Source organism: Stenotrophomonas sp. P5_A8 (assembly GCF_056400545.1).
This window is the reverse complement of record NZ_JBFULB010000054.1, coordinates 1-17,222: the sequence shown is the minus strand read 5'-3', so window position 1 is coordinate 17,222 and position 17,222 is coordinate 1. Positions and strand designations below refer to the sequence as shown.

Below are 17,222 nucleotides of genomic sequence, written 5' to 3'. Positions count from 1 at the left end.
CCCCATGGGTGGCTGCACGCGGTGCCGCACAGAAAGGCAGCCACCCATGGGGTGGCTCTACCGGTCGAGGGCGGCGCGTAGGGCGGCGACGGTTGCCGGGTCGGTGGCGGTCCGGTCGGGCGACAACCCGGTCAGCGCGGGGTTGTGGAAACGCATCGGCGAGCGCTGCGTGGCCTTGGCCGACGCGTGCAGCTCGTGGCATCCGCTGCGGGCGGCGATGGCGGCGATGTTGCCGGCACTGACTCCCGCACCGGCCATCACGCTGATGCGGCCATCGGCCTGGGCCACCAGCGTTGCGAGCGCGTCCGCACCGGCCTCGGCACTGCCCTGCCCGCCGGAGCTCAACACGCGCTGGCAGCCGAGCGCGATCACCTGCTCCAACGCCTGCGGAAGATCGCGCGCCGCATCGAAGGCGCGATGGAACGTCACCTGCATCGGTCCCGCCGCCTGCACCAGCTCGCGGCACAGTGCCACGTCGATGCCGCCATCGGCATCCAGCGCGCCGATCACCACGCCATCGCAGCCCAGTGCCCGGCACTGCGCGATATCACGCAGCATGATCTCCGTTTCCAGTGCGTCGTAGAGGAAGTCGCCAGGGCGCGCGCGGATCAGCACGAACAACGGAATGCTCAGGCGCTGACGGGCCACGGCGATGCTGCCGTGGGACGGGGTGGTGCCGCCCTCGGCGAGGTTGTCGAACAGTTCGATCCGGTCGGCGCCGCCGGCCTGTGCGGCCAGTGCCGAGGCCACCGAGTTCGAGGCGATTTCCAGCACCCGGCGCGGTGGGCTCATGTCTGCTCGCTGGTATAGACCGAGGCCGAATCGCGCAGGTCATCCTGGCGGTCCTTGTCGCACACGGCATAGACGAAGCCACGGTGCAGCGCGTACGCACCGACCTCGCCGTGCTTGTCCAAGGCGAGGAAGCACACCTGCAGCGTTTTGCTGGCCTCCGGGCGTTTGCGCACCAGCCGCGCGATCGCCTCGCGGCAGGCGTCGGCCGGCGAGCGGCCCTGGCGCATCAGTTCCACCACCAGGAACGAGGCCGCGTTGCGCATCATTTCTTCGCCGACGCCCGACGCGGTTGCGCCGCCCACCTCATTGTCCACGTACAGACCGGCGCCGATGATCGGGCTGTCACCCACGCGCCCGTGCAGCTTCCACGCCATGCCGCTGGTGGTACATGCACCGGCAAGGCGGCCATTGACGTCGATCGCCAGCATGCCCAGGGTGTCATGGTTGCTGCTGTCGCCCGGACGGCCACGCCGCTCGGCATTGATCTCAGGCGTGTACTGGGCGGTCTTCAGCCATTCACGCCAGGCCTTTTCCGCCGCAGGGGTGAGCAGCTTCTGGCGCTCGAAGCCCTGTTCCACCGCGAACTGCTGCGCCCCCTGCCCGACCAGCATCACGTGCGGGGTGTTCTCCATTACTTTGCGGGCGACCGACACCGGATGCAGGATGTCGGTGAGCGCCGCCACCGAACCACAGCGGCCGTCGCCGTCCATGATGCTGGCGTCCAGGCTGAGCACGCCGTCGCGATCGGGATTGCCGCAGCGGCCGACGGTGGGGTTGCACAGCTCGCTCTCGGCCCAGCGTGCGCCCGCTTCCACCGCATCCAGCGCACTGCCGCCGCCGGACAACACCTTCCACGCAGCCTGATTGGCGCCGACACCGAAATCCCAGGTGGATACTACCCGCGCGCCGGAACGTGCCTGCGCACGCACGCGCGGCAACGCCAGCGCACCGGCGGCCAATGCACCGGCCTGGAGGAACTGCCTGCGATCGGTCATCTGAACCCTCCCCTGCAACAGCTGTGGTTGTTCCGCCCGGCATCCGGGCGGGATGCGTTCATGCCACCGCGCGTTCGCGGCGCGCGGCATGCCATACCGCCGCGCCCAGCATGCCCAGCTCGCCGTGTTCCACCCGCCACACCGGCACCTGCGCCAGCACCCGCGACATCACCCCCTTGGCCAGGAAGCGCGCACGGAAGCCACCGGCCTGCAGGAACGGCGCAATGCGCGTGGAAATGCCGCCGGCCAGGTACACCGAACGCGCGCCGAAGGTGACCGCCAGATCGCCGGCCAGGCTGCCCAGCCATGCACTGAAGACCTGCAGCGTCTCCACCGCCAGCGCGTCCTCGCCCGCATGCGCGGCGGCGATCAGCGCTTCGGTCGATTGCCAGCGGGGTGCCACGCCACGGATGCCGCACAGGCACGGATACAGATTCATCAGGCCGCTGCCGGACAGGATCCGCTCCTGGTCCACGTGTTCCCACCGCTGCTGCATCTGGCGCAGGATCTCCAACTCCAACGCGTTGCCGGCGGTCAATGCGGCGTGGCCGGCTTCGCTGGCCAGCACCGGCTGATCGCCGCCCTGGAAGCGCAGCGCCGCACCCAATCCGGTGCCGGGCCCAAGTACCAGCGCCGGCCACGGCGAATTGTCGCTGCCGCGCTCGCCATTGAGCGCTACCAGTGTCTCCGGCTGCACACAGGGGATGGCGTAGGCCACCGCTTCGAAATCGTTGATCAAGGCCAGCGAGCGCAGCCCGGCCTCGGCGCGGGTGGCCTCCACCGATACCGGCCAGGCCAGGTTGGTGTTGACCAGGTGGTCGCCTTCGAGCAGGCCGGCGATCGCCACCACAGCGGTATCCACCGGATGCGCGGTGACAGCGATGAAGTCGGCCAGGATCGCGGCCAGGCTGGCGAACTCGGCGCAGTTGTAGCGGCGCAGACCATGCAGGTGCGGCGGCTGGCCGTCGCGCAGCTCGGCCAGGGCCACGCGCGCGAAAGTGCCGCCGACGTCGGCGACGATGACCGGTTCAACCGGGGATTCCAAGCCGGGCGTCATCGCAGACGTCGCGTCGGGAAGGGCCGGAACAGGGTCCGGAAACGGTACCGCAACGCTCACTCGCAGGCCTTGGCTGGGATCGAACAACTCTGCACGATTTTCGGCGATCGGCCCCGGTTTGCAAAGCGGACGTTGCCGTACCGGAGCGTATGCGCGAGCGCCATCAAGGCTTGGCCACCTGCAGGCGATAGGTGGTGCTGGCCGTGGACGTGGGGCCATCGGCATGCACCGCGCGCACTTCAACCTTGTGCTCGCCGGCAGCAAGATTGGTCGGCAGCGCGCCGCGCCACAGATGCGGCGATGGCGTGGCTTCGGGCGAACGATCGAAACCGCGCAGCGTCTCGGCCTGGTCGTCGGCCATGTTCTCCACCAGCAGGCGCGGGTCCGGCTGTTCCACCCGCTTCATGCCCTGCCAGCCGCCATTGTCCACGCGGTATTCCACCCGCGTATCGGCCTGGCCCATGAACACATTGGCGTACACGCCCCATGCCGGGTAGGCGTCCTTGCGCAGCACTTTGGGGGCGTGGAGGGCGATCTGGTAATCCTCCGGCGCGCGCGCCACGTAGTAGCGCAGGCTGTAGTCGCCGCCGGGCTTGACCGACAGCAGCGCATAGCCGTTGGGGGTGCCATCGCTCATGGTCGCGTCGGGAATGCCGCTGCTGTCCTTCACTCCGGACCAGAACGCACCACAGGCGGCGCCGACGTTGTACTCATGCAGCGGCTTTGCCCCCTGCCAGCCTTCGGCGGCACCGTGGTAGTAGTGCTGCTGGGTGTGGCTGTGGCCGCTGAGCACCAGCACGTTGGGGAAATCCTTGAGCAGCCCGAACAGGCGCGTGCGGTCGGCATGGCGGAAGGTTTCGCGGCCCGGGGCGGCATCGAACAGCGGAATGTGCATGCCCAGCACCACCAGCCGGTCGCGCGGCAGGCCCTTGAGGTAGTTGCCGAGGAAGGTGAACTGGTCCGCGCGCAAGCCGCCCACGTAGGTCGGCTTGGCCTTGGGGTCGTAGACCACGTCATCGAGGAACACGAAGCTGGCCCCGCCCTCCTCCACCGCGTAGGTATCGGGGCCATAGACCGCCCGCCAGCTGTCCAGCGAATGGCGGTCGTCGCCGGCATCGACATCCAGGTCGTGGTTGCCCGGCACATGGAACCACGGCACCTGCAGCTGCGCGGTGGCCTTGTTGATGGTCGGGTACAGGTCCAGGTCGTCGTTGACGATGTCGCCCAGCGTGGTGCCGAGTCGCGCCGGATGCTTGCCGATGATCGGTTCGACGATGGCGCGCCGGTAGTAATCGATGTCGACCTTGCTGGCGGTCTGCGAATCGGTGAACACCAGCATCTCGAACCCGGCGCGTGCCGCATCGCTGCCCTTGGCCGGCTCCAGCGCGAAATCCCAGTTGCGGGTGTTGGTGCCGGTCGCGTGGATGCCGTCGTACTTCAGCCGCGGTGAGCCCTGCGGCGCGTAATGACGCCAGTAGGCCGGCAGCCCGTTGTCCGCGGCCGGGAAGCGATACTCATCGGGCTTGATCACGAACACCGTCTGCCCCTCGCGCACGGGCAGGCTGTAGCTGCCATCGGCGGCGGTGCGCACGATGGTTTCGCCGTTGGAGACCTGCACCCCCGCCAGGCCCGGATCGGTCGGCCCGCGACCGGGCTTGCCGTCGCGCTCCTGGTAGACCTTGCCACTCACGGTCACCTCGGCGGCCAGGGCGGGTGCGGTGGTCAACAGCAGGCAGGCCAGCCAGGCAGCAGTGCGGGTCATCGGGACAGTCCGTTCAGGGGTGGGTGATTGTAAAGCGGCACATCATCGCGTGTGCCGCGTTTCACCGACGTTAAACGGCACGCGCGGTCGCGCTCAGCGTGCGTGCCGCGTTGCCAGCACCTGCACCGCATCGTCCAGCGACAGCCCGCGCGCGCGCAAAAGCACGATCAGGTGGAACAGCAGGTCCGCCGATTCACCGAGCAGCGCGGCGTCGTCCTGCACCACCCCCGCCAGCGCGGTTTCCACGCCCTCCTCGCCCACCTTCTGGGCGATGCGGCGGGTGCCGCCTTCGAACAGCGTGGTGGTGTAGCTGCCGGCCGGGCGCTGCTGCTCGCGCTGCAACACCAGCGCATCCAGGCGGCCGAGGAAGTTGCCCGGTGCCTGCGCGAAGCAGCTTTCGCTGCCGGTGTGGCAGGTCGGGCCGGCGGGGCGGGCGCTGACCAGCAGGGTGTCGCGGTCGCAATCGATGCGCACGGCGACCACGGCCAGCACGTTGCCCGAGGACTCGCCCTTGGTCCACAGCCGCTGTTTGCTGCGGCTGTAGAAGGTCATGTGCCCGGTGGCCAGGGTTTGCGCCAGCGATGCGGCGTTGGCGTAGCCCAGCATCAATACCGCCAGGGTATCGGCGTCCTGCACCACGACCGGCAGCAGGCCATCGCCCTTGGCCCAGTCCAGCCCGTCCAGGGCCTCGCGCGAGGGCAGTACTTCAATAGACATCTCGAACCTCGCTCTGCTGCGCGCGCAGGAACTGCTTGAGCGCGGGAATGGCGATGGCGCCACTGTGGAAAACACTGGCGGCCAGCGCGCCATCAACGTCGGCCTGGTCGAACACGTCGGCGAAGTGCTGCATCTCACCGGCGCCACCGGAAGCAATCAATGGCACCTGGCACAACGCGCGTGCCTGGCGCAGCTGGGCCACATCGTAACCGCGGCGCACGCCGTCACTGTCCATGCAGTTCAGCACGATCTCACCGGCACCGCGGCGCTGCGCTTCCACCAGCCAGTCCAACGTACGCACGGGGACCGCCTGGGTCTTGTCCGGATCGCCGCTGAAGCGGCGCACCCGCCATTCCCCGTCCGCCTCGCGCACCGAGTCGATGCCGACCACCACGCATTGCACGCCGAAGGCATCGGCCAGTTCCTCGATCAACGCCGGACGACCCAGTGCCGGCGAGTTGATCGAGATCTTGTCGGCGCCGGCATACAGCACCCGGCGCGCGGTCTCCACATCGCTGATGCCGCCGGCCACGCAGAACGGAATGTCGATCAGCCGCGCGATGCGCTCGATCCACGCCACGTCCACCGCGCGCCCTTCCGGGCTAGCGCCGATGTCATAGAACACCAGCTCATCGGCGCCCTGGTCGCGGTAACGCAGCGCCAGTTCGGCGATGTCGCCCATGTCCACGTGATCGCGGAAGCGCACGCCCTTGACCACGCGGCCGTCGCGCACGTCCAGGCAGGGAATCAGCCGACGGCTCAGCATGCCAGCGCTCCCTGCAGGGTCATGCGGCCTTCCAGCAAGGCCTTGCCGAGAATGGCACCACCGCAACCCACCGCCTTGGCGTCGGCCACGTCGGCGGCACTGCGCACGCCACCGGAGGCCTGCACGGCCACGCCCGGGAGCAGCGCTGCCAGATGCTGGTACAGCCCGATGTTGGGGCCGGACAGCATCCCGTCGCGGGCGATGTCGGTGCACAGCAGGTGCCGCATGCCGGCCTGGGCATACCGCGTGGCCAGCACGTCGAGCGTGTCCTCGGCGGTTTCTGTCCAACCATGCACCGGCAGCAGCCAGCGGCCGTCGTCGGCCTGGCGGGCGTCCAGTGCGATGGTCAACCGCTCCGGGCCGAACTCACCGAGCCAGCCGATCACCGTTTCCGGCTCGCGGACCGACACCGAGCCGACCACTACGCGGGTCGCGCCGGCATCGAGGATGCGCGCGACGTCGTCGCGCGAGCGCACGCCACCGCCGGTCTGCACCTTCAGCGGGGTCTGCTGCGCGATCGAGGACAGCAGCGGGGAAAGCGTGTAGCCACCCGCCCGCGCGGCATCCAGATCGACCAGGTGCATCCAGTCCGCGCCGGCGTCGGCAAAGGCCTGCGCACGCGGCAGCGGGTCGTCGCCATAGGTGGTCTGCTGCGCGTAGTCGCCCTGCAGCAGGCGCACCACGCGGCCTTCGCGGATGTCCAGGGCGGGATAGACGGTGAAACTCATGTCGATTCGTTCTCGATGAAATTGCGCAGGATCCGCGCGCCGGTGGCGGCGGACCGTTCGGGATGGAACTGGGCCCCGCTATGGCGGCCGCGCTGCACCACGGCGGCAAACAGGCCGCCGTGATCGCAGGCCGCCACGGTGTGCTCACCCAACGGCGCGGCGTAGCTGTGCACGAAGTACGCACTGGCGCGCTCTGGCACACCCGCCAGCAGATCCGATTCGCGCAGCGGCAGCAGCCGGTTCCAGCCCATGTGCGGCACGCGGATGCCGGTGGCCGGATGCAGGTGGCGCACCACTCCCGGCATCAACCCCAGGCATTCCACGTGGCCTTCCTCGGAGCCCTCGAACAGCAGCTGCATGCCCAGGCAGATGCCCAGCAGCGGCACCTCCAGGTCGCGCAGCGGTTGCACCAGGTCCTGCGCATGCAGGCGCGCCATGCCATGCGGCGCCGCGCCCACGCCGGGCAGGATCACCCGCGACACCCCGCGCAGCCCCTTCGCATCCCGCACCAGCCGCACCTGCACGCCCAGCCGCTCCAGCGCATAGCGCACCGAGCCAAGATTCGCGCCACCGGCATCGATCAGCGCGACCTCGCTCACAGCGCCCCCTTGGTGCTCGGCAAGGCGGTGCCCTGCCGCGGCAGCGCCTGGCGCAACGCACGCGCCAGCGCCTTGAAACAGGCCTCGACCTTGTGGTGGTCGTTGTCGCCGCGCACGTTCAGGTGCAGGTTGAGTCCGGCCGCATCGCAGAGCGAGCGGAAGAAGTGCGGCACCAGCTCGGTGGGCATGTCGCCCACCCGCTCGCGCTTGAACTCGCCCTCGAACACGAAATAGGGACGCCCACTGAAATCCAGCGCAGCGCTGGCCAGGGTCTCGTCCATCGGCAGGGTGAACCCGTAGCGGCCGATCCCGCGCTTGTCGCCCAGTGCCTCACGCAACGCCTGGCCCAGTGCCAGCCCGGTGTCTTCAATGGTGTGGTGCTCGTCGATGTGCAGGTCGCCCTCGGCCTGCACGCTCAGCGCGAACCCGCCGTGCTTGCCGATCTGCTCCAGCATGTGGTCGAAGAACGGCAGTCCGGTATGGGTCTGCGGCTCGGCGGTGCGGTCCAGATCGACCTCCACGCGGATCTTCGTTTCCTTGGTATTGCGCTGCACGACGGCGCGGCGCGGCGCATCGGCCAGTTCATGGGCGATGCCGTTCCAGTCCCAGTCGCCGCCGAACTGCCCGGTGCGCAGCTGGAAGCCGCGGATCTTCATGTTGTCGGCGAACTGGATGTCGGTAGGCCGGTCACCGACCATCGCCGAGCGGGCCCAGTCGATGCTGCGGTCCTGCAGGTAGGACAGCATCATGCCGATGCCCGGCTTGCGGGTCGGTGCGTTGTCGTGCGGCCAGGTGCCGTCGATGAGCACGTCACGGAAGACGATGCCCTGGCTGGCGAAGATCTGCAGCATCAGGTCGTTGGGACCCTCGAAACTGGCCTGCGGATAGCTTTCGCTGCCGAGGCCGTCCTGGTTGCTGACGATCACGAACTGGTAACCGGCATCGCGCAGCTTGAGCATGGCCGGGATCACGTCGCGCACGAAGCGGATCTTCTCGTACGCATCGATCTGGAAATCGGCCGGCTCCTCGATGAGCGTGCCGTCGCGGTCGACAAACAGGATGGGCGTCATGCGGCAACCCTCCGTACCGACAGCGCACTGAGCACGCGATCGTTCTCCAGGGTGCTGCCCACGGTGATGCGCAGCGCGTCGTGCAGCTGCGGCGCAGCGCGCTGGTCGCGCACCACCACGCCCGCATCGAGCAACGCGTCGAAGGCCTGCTGCGCATCGGCGAAGCGGACCAGCAGGTAGTTGCCCTGCGAGGGATAGACCCGCAGCACCCCCGGCAGCACCGCCAGCGCCTGTTGCAGGCGGTTGCGCTCCAGCTTGATCCGCTCCACGCGTGACGCCGTCAGCTGCAGGTTGCTCTCGCTCAGCCCGGCCAGGGCCAGATCGGCGCACGGGCCGGGGATCGGATACGGGGCCTGGCAGCGGCGCAGCAGCTGGATCAGGGCCGGCGCGGCGATCAGGCTGCCGATCCGGGCCGCCGCCAGCGCGTGCGCCTTGGACAAGGTACGCAGCACAGCGAGGTTGTCGTACGTTGCCAGCAGCGACACCGCCGACGGCAGCACCGCGTACTCGGCATAGGCCTCATCCACCACCACCAGCGCCCTGCCCTGCAGCGCACGGGCCACCTGCTCGATCTGCGCCAGCGCGATCGCGCTGCCGGCCGGATTGGACGGTGAACACAGGAATACCAGCTTGGCGTTGCCGGCCAGCGCGGCGGCGATCACCGCGTCGATATCGACGTTCAGTGCGTCGCCGTCATCGCGCAGCGGCACCTCCAGCAGCGGTGCGTTCTGCAGGCGTGCGCACACCGCGTACATGCCGAACACCGGCGGCGTCACCAGCACCGCATCCCGGCCCGGTTCGCACAGCGCGCGCACCAGCAGGTCGATCGCTTCATCGCTGCCGCGCCCCATCAACAATTGATCCGGGGCGCWGCCATAAAGATCGGCCAGGCGGGCGCGCAAGGCAGCCGGCTGCGGGTCCGGATAGCGGCGCGCGCGGCCTTCGCTGTCGGCCGGGTTAGCCCAGGCCGATTCGTTGGCATTGAGCCACACATCGCCCACCAGCGCACTGCTGCGCGCCGAGGAATAACCCGCAAAGGCCTGCAGGTCCGGGCGCACCAGCGACATCACCGACGACGAGGCGCTCATGCGGCGGCCTCCATGCGCAGGGTCACCGCGTTTTCATGTGCGTCCAGGCCTTCGGCACGTGCCAGCACGCGCGCGCAGCCACCGATCGCGGCGATGCCCTGCGCGGTGGCCGACTGCACGCTGATCAGGTTCTGGAAGCTGGCCACGCTCACCCCGCTGTAGGCGCGGGCGGCGCCGGCGGTAGGCAGCACGTGGTTGGTGCCGCTGCAGTAGTCGCCAAGTGCTTCGGGGGTGTAATCGCCCAGGAACACCGAGCCGGCCGCTTCGACCTGCTCCAGCCACGCACGCGGTTCACGCAGGGCCAGGATCAGGTGTTCGGGCGCGTAGCGATTGCTGATCTGGAAGGCCTGTTCCAGCGAATCGACCCGGATCAGCTGCGAGGCCTGCAACGCCTGCGCGGCGATATCCGCACGCGACAGCCGTGCCAACTGCGCCTGCACTTCGGCGGCCACGCGGTCGAGCATCGCCGCGTCGTCGGTAAGCAGCAGCACCTGCGAATCCGGGCCGTGCTCGGCCTGCGACAGCAGGTCGGCGGCCACGAACGCCGGGTTGGCACCCGCATCGGCGATCACCAGCACTTCCGACGGCCCGGCCGGCATGTCAATCGCCGCGGCACCGTCCTGCGCCACTTGCTGCTTGGCTTCGGTCACGAAACTGTTGCCCGGGCCGAACAGCTTGTCGCAGGCCGGCACGCTGTCGGTGCCATAGGCCATCGCGGCGATCGCCTGCGCACCGCCGAGCTTGAACACCCGGTGCACGCCGGTCAGGCGCGCGGCCACCAGCACGGCCGGATCGGCGCTGCCGTCCTTGCGCGGGGGCGTGCACAGCACCACTTCGCGGCAGCCGGCCAGCTGTGCCGGCACGCCGAGCATCAGCGCGGTCGACGGCAACGGCGCGCTGCCGGCCGGTACATACAGGCCGACGCGACCGATCGGACGCACGACGCGCTCGCAGCGCACGCCCGGTGCGGTCTCCACCGCATAGCCCTGGCTCATGCCCGCCTGGTGGAAGGTGCGGATCCGCGCAGCGGCATCGGTCATCGCCTGGCGCAGTTCGGCAGACACCGCCTGTTCGGCCACGGCGAATTCCGCCTCGCTCACTTCGAAGCTTTCCGGCGCCACGCCGTCGAAGCGCAGGGTGATCTCGCGCAGCGCGGCATCGCCGCCCGCGCGCACCGCCGCGATCAACGCCGCGACCGATTCACGGGTGCGCCCCGCCACGGCCTGGACCGGGCGTTGCAAGGCCTGCGCCTGGGCGCCGGCATCCAATTGGGACCACGTCAGACGATTCATGCCAGCGACCGCTCCACGCTCAACACCATCAACCCCTGCGCACCGGCGCGTTCCAGGTCCTCCAACCGCTGCCAGGTCAACGCGCCGTGGCACATCGTCTGCAAACGCAGGTGGCCGCCGTCATCGGGCAACTGCACCAGCGGGTCGGCATCGGGCAGCAGCCGGGTCAGCTCGGACACCCGGTCCAGCGCGGCGCGGAACATCAGCAGCTTGCTGTCCTGCACCTTCACCACGCCATCCAGGCGCCGCAGCAGCATCGCCATCAGCCCGGCRCGGGCGTCATCGGGCGTGCGCACCGGACCGGCCAGCACCGCTTCGCTTTCGATCAGGGTTTCCACCGGCTTGAGCTGGTTGGCGGCCAGGGTCGCGCCGCTGGACACCAGGTCGCAGATCAGGTCGGCGGTGCCCAGTCGCGGCGCGATTTCCACCGACCCGGACAGTTCCACCACCTGCGCGTCCACGCCGCGTGCGGCCAGCCAGTCGGCCAGGATCGCCGGGTAGCTGGTGGCGATGCGCTTGCCGGCCAGTTGTTCCACCCCGGTCCATTCCCACTCTTCGGGCACCGCCAGCATCAGCCGGCACTGGCCGAAGTTGAGCCCGCGCAGCGCCTGGTAGGCATCGGGCAGGCCGAGCCGACGGCGCGCGGCGCCCTGCTCGTCCAGTTCGTTGCGGCCGACGATGCCGAAGTCGCACACGCCATCGGCGATCAGCCCGGGGATGTCGTCATCGCGGACCAGCAGCAGGTCCACCGGCAGCGATTCGCCGTAGCAGAACAGCTTGTCGCGGCTCTGCCGCCAGCTCAGCCCGCAGGCGGTGAGCAGGCTGCGCGCCGGCTCGGCCAGCCGCCCGCTTTTCTGGATGGCGATCCGCAGCCGGTCACGGGCCGGGGCGTTCTGGGTTGCACTCATGGGGGCGGCTCTCTACTCGGATTCGGGGGGTGTGGGCGCGGCGCTCACGGCGATGGCGGCGGCATAGCCACCGTGGCCATGGTCCAGCGAGCGCGCCACGCGCCCGGTGGTGGTCACGCTCACACCGGTCAATTCATGGATTTCGCGATACGGCACGCCCTGCTGCAGCAGCGGCACCACCTTCCAGCGGTCGGACAGCGCCTCCAGCTCGGCCGGGGTGCACAGGTCGCGCAGGAAGGCAGTAACCGCCTCCGGGTCGGACAGCGCGGCAAACGCACGCGCCAGCGAGGCCAGATCGGCCTGGGCGTCTTTCTCGCGGGGTACGGGACGTAGTTTCATCGTATCAATGTAATAGCGTGCTATTACATTAGCGCAAGTGCCGCCACTGGGTCAAACCGCCCTACGGCCCACAGTGGGGCCCGTTCAGTCGCTGAAAACGAAAAACGCCCGCGGTCGCGGGCGTCGGGGGGGCGGTCGTGGTAGAGCCGACCCATGGTCGGCTGCACAGCAAAAAGGGAGGGCGGCAGGCGGGCGCCAGCAAAGCAACCCAAGACGCTATCGCGCCTTGCAACGCACCTCGGCGCGCAAGGCCCCGCTGCGCAGGCACTCCCCCAACAGGGTGCCCTGGCGGCTCGGGATCGGCTGCACGGCCTCCAGCGCCCCTGCCCCGTCTGGACACTGCTTGCCGGCCAACGTGCGCAGGTCCTGCTCAAGCTGGCGCTGGTCGATCACATGACAGCGATCAACCACCAACCGGTAATGTCCCGGAGCGATCCGATCGCTGTGCAGCGCCGGATCGCTCCGGCAGGCGCAGAGCAGGAGCAGCAACAGCGCCCCTGCCACTACCCGCTTCACGGCATGACCTTGGCCTGTTCCAGCTCCACCTGCAGGGTGCTGGCCAATTCGTCGCGCGACACCTCGAACTGCTGCTCGCGCAGCAGGTCCTTCACCGCCACCACGCCACGCGCCAGCTCGTCCTCACCGGCCAGCACCACGAAGCGGATGCCCGCCTTGGCGGCGTACTGGAACTGCTTGCCGATCTTCTTCGGCTCCATCTGCACTTCGGCGTTGATGCCGCCCACGCGCAGGCGACGGGCGATATCCAGCGACTGCGGCAGGCTGACGTCGTCCATCAGCGCGACCAGCGCATGCACGCTGCTGTCTTCGATACCGGCAATGAGACCGGCCTCGCGCAGCTGCCAGAACAGGCGGGTCAGGCCGATGGAGATGCCCACGCCCGGCAGCTTGGACTTGCTGTAATGGCTGGCCAGGTCTTCGTAACGGCCGCCCGAGCAGATCGAGCCGATCTGTGGGTGGTCGGTCAACGTGGTCTCATAAACGGTGCCGGTGTAGTAATCCAGGCCACGGGCGATGGAGAAATTCAGGCAGTACGCGGTTTCCGGCACGCCCAGCGCCTTGACCAGCTCCAGCACTTCACGCAGCTCGGCCACGCCCACCTTCAGCGTGTCGCTGGCGGCCGGGTCGGCCAGCAGCGCGTCCAACTGCGCCAGCGCGTCGGCGTGGCTGCTCGAACGCACCGCGACGAACGCCAGGATGCGCTCCACCTGCTCGGCGGGAATCTCGAAGCCCTCGCCCACCAGCGTCTCGCGCACGTAATCGGCGCCGCGCTTGTCCAGCTTGTCCACTTCACGCAGCACCGCCAGCTGACGTTCGCCGTCGGCCACGCCCAGGCTTTCGAAGAAGCCGCGCAGCAGCTTGCGGTTGTTCAACTGCACCGAGAAATCGCCGATGCGCAGTTCGGCGAACACCGCGTGGATCACCGCCAGCACCTCGGCGTCGTACCGCGTGCTCAGCGTGTCCTTGCCGATCACATCGATGTCGCACTGGTAGAACTCGCGGAAACGGCCACGCTGGGCGCGCTCGCCGCGGTACACGCGCTGCATCTGGTAACGGCGGAACGGGAAGGTCAGGTCGTGTTCGTGTTCGGCCACGTAACGGGCCAGCGGCACGGTCAGGTCGAAGCGCAGGGCCAGCTCGGGCAACGCCTTGTCGCCCGCGTCGGCGGCATTGGCCAGCGCACCGGTGGACTGCACGAAATACACCTGCCGCTCGGTCTCGCCGCCGGACTTGGTCAGCAGTACGTCGGACAGCTCGAACACCGGGGTCTCCACCGGCAGGAACCCGAACCGCTCGTAATTGCGGCGGATGACGTCCAGCATGCGCTGGAACGCGATCTGCTCGCGTGGCAGCAATTCCATGATGCCGGGCGGCGTACGGGGCTTGATCACTTGCGGAACTCCTGCGAATCGGGGGGATGAGCGAGGTGCATATTCTAGCCGCAGCCGAACCGGCGGGCCTGCATCCATCGCTCCGGCCCGGGCCTGCGGCCGCATGACGTATCATAAGCAGGCCCCGCTCCCTGGTTCGACATGACCCGGCCCCACTCCGGTACCGCGCTTTCCGCCGTTGAAGATCCCGCCAGCCCGGGCTGCGCGCCGCTGCGCGACTGCCTGCACTGCTCGGTGCGCCACCTGGCGGTGTGTTCGGCACTGTCCCCGGACGAGGGGCAGGCGTTGGAGCGGGTAACCGTGTCGCAGGCATTGCCGCTGGGCGCCACGCTGGCCCGCGCCGGTGAGGCACGCCAACATGTCTATACGTTGACTGCCGGCGCGTTGCGCCTGGTCCGCACCCTTGCCGACGGCCGCCGCCAGATCAGCGGTTTCGTGCTGCCGGGCGACTACCTGGGCCTGACCGGCAGCGACAGCCACCGCTACGACATCGAAGCGATCGCCGACAGCCGTGTCTGCCGCGTCGCGCTGCCGCAGATGAAAGACCTGCGGCAGCGTTTTCCGCATCTGGAACGCAAGCTGCTGCAGCGCGCGTGCCAGGCGCTGGATGACGCCCAGGATGCCGCGCTGTCGCTGGCCCGCCTGCAGCCGGCCGAAAAGCTGGCCGATTTCCTGCTGCGGCTGGCCGCGCGCGAAGCCATGCTGGGCGCGGACGGTCTGCGGGTGACGCTGCCGATGGGGCGCGGCGACATCGCCGACCACCTCGGCCTGACCATGGAAACGGTGAGCCGTACGTTCACCAAGCTGCGCCAGCAGGGCCTGATCGCCCTGCCGCATCTGAACACCGTGGAGATTCTTGACGAAGCGGGACTGCAGAGGCTTTCCGGCGCGGAGTGAGGCGGTGGCCGCGTTGTGGCGCGGGTGGAGGGGTTCGGGCGAGAGCCTGCCGAGCATGGCTCGGCACTACCGTTGATCCAGGGGCGGCTGCCCGCCTGCCGAGCGTGGCTCGGCACTACCGTAGATTGAGGAGGACCTCGCGCAGCGCTGGGTAATCCGGTGCACAGGGTTCGGCGTGTGCCGGGCGCTGGAGCAGGTCGGCCAGCGCCGGGGGCACGTCCAGCGCCTGGCCGATCAGCGGTTCCACCACCGATTCGAACTTGGCCGGGTGCGCGGTGGCGGCCACCGCCCAATCGCCCTGCACGCCTTCGCTGCGCAGCTGCTCCAGCAGCACCATGGCGGTGGCGGTATGCGGGCAGAACAGTTCGCCGGCCTGCGCCCAGCGCCGCGCGATGAGGTCGCGGATCGCCGCATCGTCGACGGCCTCGACACGGAAATCGGCACGCAGCGCGGCATCGTCGTCGGCGTACAACCAGCGCAGCCGTTCGAAGTTGCTCGGTGCACCCACGTCCATCGCGTTGGCCACGGTCGCCACGCTGGTGGCCGGCTGGTAGGGGCCGCCATGGAAGAACCGTGGCAGCACGTCGTTGGCATTGGTCGCCAGCGCGATCCGCCCCAGCGGCAGCCCCATCGACCGCGCCAGCACCGCCGCCATCGCATTGCCCAGGTTGCCGGTCGGCACCACCAGATTGAGCACCTGCCCGGTGGCCACGTGATGCTGCAGCGCTGCATGCGCGTAGTAGCTCATCTGCGGCAGCCAACGGCCCAGGCTGATGCTGTTGGCCGAACTCAGCGGCACCTGCGCCTGCAAGGTGCGATCGCCCAAGGCCTGCTTGACCATCGCCTGGCAGTCATCGAAGGCGCCGGCCACGCGCAGGGTGTGGATGTTGTCGCCGAAACAGCCCAACTGGTGAGCCTGCCGGGGTGACACGCGCCCGTCGGGATACAGCACCACCACGCGGATGCCCGGCTGACGGTGGAAGGCAGCCGCCACCGCCGCACCGGTATCGCCGGAGGTGGCGACCACGATCGTCAGCGGCTGCGCGCGCTCCTGCTGTAGCTGGGCCAGGCTGGCGGCAAGGAAGCGCGCACCGAAATCCTTGAACGCGGCGGTGGGGCCATGGAACAGCTCCAGCACATGATCGCCCGGCGTACTCAGCGGGCGCAGCGGCGCGGGAAAATCGAATGCCTGCGCGCACAGCCGGTCCAGCTGCGGGGCCAACCGGTCGCCCTCGAAATAGGCGGCGAGCACCGCTGCGGCATCCTGCGCCAGCGTGCCATGCGCGCGCCATGCCTGCGCCTGTGGTCGCTGCGCTGGCACGTAAAGTCCGCCATCCGGGGCAAGCCCGGCGGCGATGGCTTGGCTCAGGGTCGCGACAGGCGCGTTGTGGCGGGTGGAGACAAAGTTCATCGGCGGTCCTGGAGAAAAAGGGGAAACACGCGGCTCACAGCAACTGCGCGCCGGGGGCGTTCAACGGCGACACCCAGCCCTGGCTGTCGAAACCGGCCTCGGCGAAGGCCTGCTGCACCGCCGCCTGTGCGGCCAGCGCCGCGTCGCGATGCTCGAACCAGGCAAATACGCTGGGGCCGGCACCGGAAATGCTGGCACCCATCGCACCGGCAGCCAGCGCGGCATCACGTGCTGCAGGGAAGCCGGCAATCAGCCCGGCACGGCGCGGCTCGACCAGCACATCGCGCAGCCCGGCGCGGACCAGCGATGCATCGGCGTTGAAGCATCCGCTCAGTACCAGCGCCAGGTTGGCGCTCTGCTGCACGAACTCGCCCAGCGCATAACTGCCCTGCAGCGCGGCGCGTGCACGGCGGGTTTCCAGCACCGCATCGGGATGTACCAGCAGGCTGTGCCAGGCGTCCGGCACGGGAATCGGTACCAGCCGCTCGGCCGTGCTCAGCACAAGCCCCCCGAGCAGCATCGGCCCGACGTTGTCGCCATGCCGGCCGCCACTGGCCACCGCCTCGCCGGTCAGCGCGAACGGATACAGCGCCTGCCGCGACAACGGGGCGTCCAGCAGCGCGTTGGCCGCCACCAGCGCGGCCACGCACGATGCCGCCGAGCCGCCCATGCCCGAGCCGAGCGCGATGCCCTTGTCGATCTCCACCTCGAAGCCGAACGGCAGCGCCAGCGCCTCGCGCAGCGCGATCAGTGCCGCACCGGCCGTGTTGTCGGCGGCGTTGAGCGGCAGCGCGAACGGGGTGCCACGGATCGCCACGATGCGCACCTCGGGCGTGGCGATGCGACGCACGCTGACCGTATCGCCGACTCCGGCGATGGCATGCCCAAGGA

18 protein-coding genes are annotated in these 17,222 nt (G+C 69.1%); 1 reads left to right on the top strand and 17 read right to left on the bottom strand.

Going from position 1 to position 17,222, the window contains the following annotated elements; translation table 11 throughout:
- Window positions 1–57: 57 nt before the first annotated feature.
- From AC1DQP_RS06105 to hisS, 15 genes are all read right to left on the bottom strand, one after another.
- On the bottom strand, window positions 58–792 hold the full coding sequence (locus AC1DQP_RS06105; protein ID WP_457320609.1) for a copper homeostasis protein CutC: 735 nt from the start codon (window positions 790–792) through the stop codon (window positions 58–60).
- The gene (locus tag AC1DQP_RS06100) at window positions 789–1,787 is read right to left on the bottom strand and encodes a glycosylasparaginase (RefSeq protein WP_457320607.1); all 999 of its coding nucleotides are present in this window, start codon (window positions 1,785–1,787) and stop codon (window positions 789–791) included. Before AC1DQP_RS06100 ends, AC1DQP_RS06105 begins: the two co-directional genes overlap by 4 nt.
- A gap of 58 nt (window positions 1,788–1,845) precedes the next feature.
- Window positions 1,846–2,844 (bottom strand): glucokinase, encoded by a 999-nt coding sequence (locus AC1DQP_RS06095; RefSeq protein ID WP_457320605.1) that lies wholly within the window; start codon window positions 2,842–2,844, stop codon window positions 1,846–1,848.
- 163 nt (window positions 2,845–3,007) lie between these two features.
- Window positions 3,008–4,606 carry a calcineurin-like phosphoesterase C-terminal domain-containing protein gene (locus tag AC1DQP_RS06090; protein WP_478051263.1) on the bottom strand — a complete coding sequence of 533 codons (1,599 nt, stop codon included), beginning with the start codon at window positions 4,604–4,606 and terminating at the stop codon, window positions 3,008–3,010.
- Window positions 4,607–4,699: 93 nt separating this feature from the next.
- On the bottom strand, window positions 4,700–5,323 hold the full coding sequence (gene hisIE / locus AC1DQP_RS06085) for a bifunctional phosphoribosyl-AMP cyclohydrolase/phosphoribosyl-ATP diphosphatase HisIE (protein WP_256773890.1): 624 nt from the start codon (window positions 5,321–5,323) through the stop codon (window positions 4,700–4,702).
- Window positions 5,313–6,089, bottom strand: coding sequence for an imidazole glycerol phosphate synthase subunit HisF (gene hisF / locus AC1DQP_RS06080; protein ID WP_478051262.1), 777 nt, complete (start codon window positions 6,087–6,089; stop codon window positions 5,313–5,315). The genes hisIE and hisF overlap by 11 nt, the downstream gene beginning before the upstream one ends.
- Window positions 6,083–6,817 carry a 1-(5-phosphoribosyl)-5-[(5-phosphoribosylamino)methylideneamino]imidazole-4-carboxamide isomerase gene (gene hisA / locus AC1DQP_RS06075; protein ID WP_256773892.1) on the bottom strand — a complete coding sequence of 245 codons (735 nt, stop codon included), beginning with the start codon at window positions 6,815–6,817 and terminating at the stop codon, window positions 6,083–6,085. The genes hisF and hisA overlap by 7 nt, the downstream gene beginning before the upstream one ends.
- A complete protein-coding gene (gene hisH, locus AC1DQP_RS06070; RefSeq protein WP_256773893.1) occupies window positions 6,814–7,416 on the bottom strand; it encodes an imidazole glycerol phosphate synthase subunit HisH in 603 nt (200 codons plus the stop codon). The genes hisA and hisH overlap by 4 nt, the downstream gene beginning before the upstream one ends.
- On the bottom strand, window positions 7,413–8,486 hold the full coding sequence (gene hisB, locus AC1DQP_RS06065) for a bifunctional histidinol-phosphatase/imidazoleglycerol-phosphate dehydratase HisB (RefSeq protein WP_457319407.1): 1,074 nt from the start codon (window positions 8,484–8,486) through the stop codon (window positions 7,413–7,415). The genes hisH and hisB overlap by 4 nt, the downstream gene beginning before the upstream one ends.
- Window positions 8,483–9,574: a histidinol-phosphate transaminase gene (gene hisC, locus AC1DQP_RS06060; protein WP_478051261.1), complete on the bottom strand. Its 1,092-nt coding sequence runs from the start codon at window positions 9,572–9,574 to the stop codon at window positions 8,483–8,485. Before hisC ends, hisB begins: the two co-directional genes overlap by 4 nt.
- On the bottom strand, window positions 9,571–10,866 hold the full coding sequence (gene hisD, locus AC1DQP_RS06055; RefSeq protein ID WP_478051260.1) for a histidinol dehydrogenase: 1,296 nt from the start codon (window positions 10,864–10,866) through the stop codon (window positions 9,571–9,573). The genes hisC and hisD overlap by 4 nt, the downstream gene beginning before the upstream one ends.
- Window positions 10,863–11,774, bottom strand: a complete 912-nt coding sequence (gene hisG / locus AC1DQP_RS06050; protein WP_256773897.1) for an ATP phosphoribosyltransferase — start codon at window positions 11,772–11,774, stop codon at window positions 10,863–10,865. The genes hisD and hisG overlap by 4 nt, the downstream gene beginning before the upstream one ends.
- Window positions 11,775–11,786: 12 nt before the next feature.
- Window positions 11,787–12,113: a YerC/YecD family TrpR-related protein gene (locus AC1DQP_RS06045; protein WP_478051259.1), complete on the bottom strand. Its 327-nt coding sequence runs from the start codon at window positions 12,111–12,113 to the stop codon at window positions 11,787–11,789.
- A gap of 216 nt (window positions 12,114–12,329) precedes the next feature.
- Window positions 12,330–12,629 carry a hypothetical protein gene (locus tag AC1DQP_RS06040; RefSeq protein ID WP_457319077.1) on the bottom strand — a complete coding sequence of 100 codons (300 nt, stop codon included), beginning with the start codon at window positions 12,627–12,629 and terminating at the stop codon, window positions 12,330–12,332.
- Window positions 12,626–14,023, bottom strand: coding sequence for a histidine--tRNA ligase (gene hisS, locus AC1DQP_RS06035; protein WP_457319076.1), 1,398 nt, complete (start codon window positions 14,021–14,023; stop codon window positions 12,626–12,628). The genes AC1DQP_RS06040 and hisS overlap by 4 nt, the downstream gene beginning before the upstream one ends.
- A gap of 141 nt (window positions 14,024–14,164) precedes the next feature.
- On the opposite strand from hisS, the gene AC1DQP_RS06030 reads away from it, so the two are divergent.
- Window positions 14,165–14,920, top strand: a complete 756-nt coding sequence (locus AC1DQP_RS06030; protein ID WP_478051258.1) for a Crp/Fnr family transcriptional regulator — start codon at window positions 14,165–14,167, stop codon at window positions 14,918–14,920.
- A 115-nt stretch (window positions 14,921–15,035) separates the two neighbouring features.
- Here AC1DQP_RS06030 and thrC read toward each other — a convergent pair whose 3' ends face one another.
- Both thrC and AC1DQP_RS06020 read right to left on the bottom strand, forming a co-directional pair.
- A complete protein-coding gene (thrC, locus tag AC1DQP_RS06025) occupies window positions 15,036–16,331 on the bottom strand; it encodes a threonine synthase (protein WP_478051257.1) in 1,296 nt (431 codons plus the stop codon).
- A 34-nt stretch (window positions 16,332–16,365) separates the two neighbouring features.
- A partial coding sequence (locus tag AC1DQP_RS06020) for a homoserine kinase (protein WP_478051256.1) occupies window positions 16,366–17,222 on the bottom strand: 857 nt, incomplete at its 5' end.